The sequence below is a fragment of the Parendozoicomonas sp. Alg238-R29 genome (assembly GCF_947331445.1).
GTDB lineage: Bacteria > Pseudomonadota > Gammaproteobacteria > Pseudomonadales > Endozoicomonadaceae > Sansalvadorimonas.
The window spans coordinates 1-3,035 of sequence record NZ_CAMZOG010000170.1 but is presented as its reverse complement, the minus strand read 5'-3'; the positions used below and the strand labels follow the sequence as shown (position 1 = coordinate 3,035).

3 protein-coding genes are annotated in these 3,035 nt (G+C 45.8%); all 3 read right to left on the bottom strand.

The window, feature by feature from the left end:
* Positions 1–272: 272 nt before the first annotated feature.
* A complete protein-coding gene (locus QMA35_RS21215) occupies positions 273–722 on the bottom strand; it encodes a hypothetical protein (RefSeq protein ID WP_281649134.1) in 450 nt (149 codons plus the stop codon).
* Positions 723–738: 16 nt separating this feature from the next.
* Positions 739–1,770: a KTSC domain-containing protein gene (locus QMA35_RS21210; protein ID WP_281649133.1), complete on the bottom strand. Its 1,032-nt coding sequence runs from the start codon at positions 1,768–1,770 to the stop codon at positions 739–741.
* Positions 1,771–1,839: 69 nt separating this feature from the next.
* Complete coding sequence (locus QMA35_RS21205; protein WP_281649132.1) at positions 1,840–2,652, bottom strand: hypothetical protein; 813 nt, start codon at positions 2,650–2,652, stop codon at positions 1,840–1,842.
* Between the last annotated feature and the right edge of the window lie 383 nt (positions 2,653–3,035).

Sequence of the window (3,035 nt, the reverse complement as noted above, 5' to 3'; positions counted from 1 at the left end):
CCACTAAAGACAGGCATCTCACGCCTTTCTCGATTTTTTTAACCGGACAGCAGTGATATTTTCTGTAGAACATGCGTGAGACTGTGTGTTTTTAGTGAAATAGCCCCCGATATACTAAAAATATACTCTTGTGTATTATCCAAAGAGTGTGGCCATGAAAAACAAACTCCATCTGTCACGGCTCTGTTCATCTTTAGATGTTTATCAACAAAGCTGCTGAATAGCAGCCTTACCTGAGTGTGTGAGCAAGACAACATAAAGATATTGCGAATTCAATCGCAATTAACACTAACGGGGAGTTTCAAATAGATTTTACGAATAATGTAGCGTTGCTTTTCATGAATGACTTCATAAAACATTTTGTCATCCGAACGGCTGAAGAGGTTTTCCAGCAGGCTCGAATGGCGCTTGTAGAGAACCCCGGTAAATAGTAATTGACTACTGTCTGGCACTGGCGGAGATGCTCGATAGAGCCTGGTGATGGAAATAAAACCACTGAGGCCATTTGTCTTTAGCATCCGGGCATCTGTGGAGCGGGATGCTGGCTGGAATTCATTGATAAAAAACGTACCGCCCGGGGCGTATTTGTTGATGTCTTCCCCCTTCCAGGTAAACCTCTCATAACATCCTTCCAGCCGTTTTATGGACGGTTCCATGAAGGCCATGGCTGGAGGCATGACAGCCTGCCCCAGCAAAAAACAGACGATCACAGATCGTTTCAATATGCGGCTTCCCTGTTTACTGGAGACGTTCAAAGACATAGTTATCTCTGATTCTGGTATTGAAGTAACCCCCTTGTGATTCAGCGTTTTCTAAACCATTGAATGCTGTCGGGCTGACATGGCTGTAACGGTACACACTGCCACTGACAAACTCGATATCCATCAACTGGTTGATGGCAGAGTATCCAAAACCATTCATGACTGAGGATGAGGCGTTTTTCTGAGCGTGCACGGGGTAAGGTGTGAGTTGTTGTGCGATACGACGCATCTGTGTAGCGATTTCTTCACTTTGGCCTCCGAGAGTTAAATAAGAAGCCTCCAAACCGTGGCCGGTGAAGTCTTCTGGGTTATCTGGACTGGTGTAGTTTGCCGGGACTGAGCCGAGTGTTCCGCGCACCAGCGCCATAATCAGGTCATTATCATTTGTCAGATGGCCTATCACACCGGGATTCAGGTTACCTAAAGCTCCTCCCGGTGAGTTGACGGGTGATGCAATCTGCATCATTCCCAACATGGGGTAACTCGCCATGGCATAACCGTTGGGGAAGGCATAGTCAGCATAGAGCGAGTTAATAACGGCATTACCATAAAAGTTACCTTGAGAATGGGTAACAAGAATGACCCGGCTGCACGTATCCAGAAGCTCAGCGACATCGGCTATGGCATTTTTTGTATCCTGCTCGGCCAGCGTCCCGGAATAGACGTCATTGATATCGTTCAGGAACTCTCTGACCTGTTCTTCTGTGGTGAGCGAATCAAGATAACCGGGATCATTATTCAGGAACTGGATAATAGCCTGATTCGAATCGCCATCTTCAAATTTCTGCCGTGCGACTTCAAAAATTTGAAACAATGCATTTTCCGATTCGTTGTAGGTTCCATTAATGTTCCCATGAAAACCATCGCCGCTTAAATGCGTATTGATAAATCTCTGGAGTGCCATTTTGTTGGCTTCATATTCACTGAAGTCGGTGAACATGCCATTAATGTAATGTGACTCAATATTGTCGACGTTACTCTCACAGCTCGCGACTGTTTTGCTGGCCACTCCGTGGGACAACCCGATAACCAACAAAGATAACGCTGTTTTTTTATATTCCGCATCACAGAAGTCCCTTTACTGTGCTGTTAGCTGTTCACATGGGTCGCCTGACGGGACTGAGAAGGTGCTTTGGTCAATCAGGCCGGCCAGCATGCTCTGTAGTTTGTATTTCGCTTCGACGCGATCCAGTGTGTCGAAGTATGTTGCGTCAGACCACGAGACCCCGCTTTGTTTCATCAGCTGTCGTTGGCAGCGTTTCGCCTGCACCATGTTCTGTAAAATATTCTGGGCCTCGTTCACACTGGAAACCGTTGCTCCTGTTCCTGTGGCGATCAGTTCTCCGTAAATGGCACCTGCCCTGAGTGCCGTATTTTTTACAGGTGCGGGCAGACTGCTCATGATAATGCTGGTCTCGTAATCATCCCGGATACCATTGCCATTGATATCAGTTCCTACAAGCGTTTTCACCTCTTCTGAGTCTTCTGTGTAATACGGTAAATCAAAGCCCATGGCAGGGTGGGTGAATGGGAGCCATCGTTGCTCATTGCTTAGCGAACGTGCGTTTTGGGGAAGGTTAATTTTTCTTGAGATATAGTATTTTTCATCGTGGGCAACAACAAAACCGGGGAGATACAGCTTGTAAGGCTTTAATGGGTAATGTCTGTTATAGCGAATCTTCCTCCAGACTATTTTGCTGTGATCCGGGAAAATGCCTGCCTTGGGAAGAATGTTGATGTATAAGTCGGTTCCATGGGCGATAACAGTTCCACGCTTGTATTTTACCTCAGGGTCCCAGGCCGGGATCTCGTGAAAATCGACAGCAAGCACATGACTGCAAAACAACAGAATAAAAACAACGGTCGTACGAAAGAAATATCTCAGGGTCATATGCAAAATCCCTTTTGCATTTTTTATGATGAGGTCATTGTTTTCTAAGGCAATCTCAACGCGATTCAGGTTTAGTAAACTTGATTTGATGTGTTCCGGTCAAGACCTCCTTATTGCGAGTGGGTGTTATGACTCGCTATACGATTTTTGGTTCTGTCTGCGTATGATTAAGGAAGTGCTGTTGATTGCCTTCTTACCAAAAAGCGAGATAAAAAAGCTGACAAGGCCTTTTCCGTAAGGCTATCCGCCAACATCGGTCAAAAGGCTCTGTTCACAATACATGTTGGTGCATGAACTATACTTCTGAGCACCGGTTTCTGTCGTGTAATTGGAACCATCGTCATGCAGCAAACACAATTCCAAGAGTTCCTGAAATCTCTCAG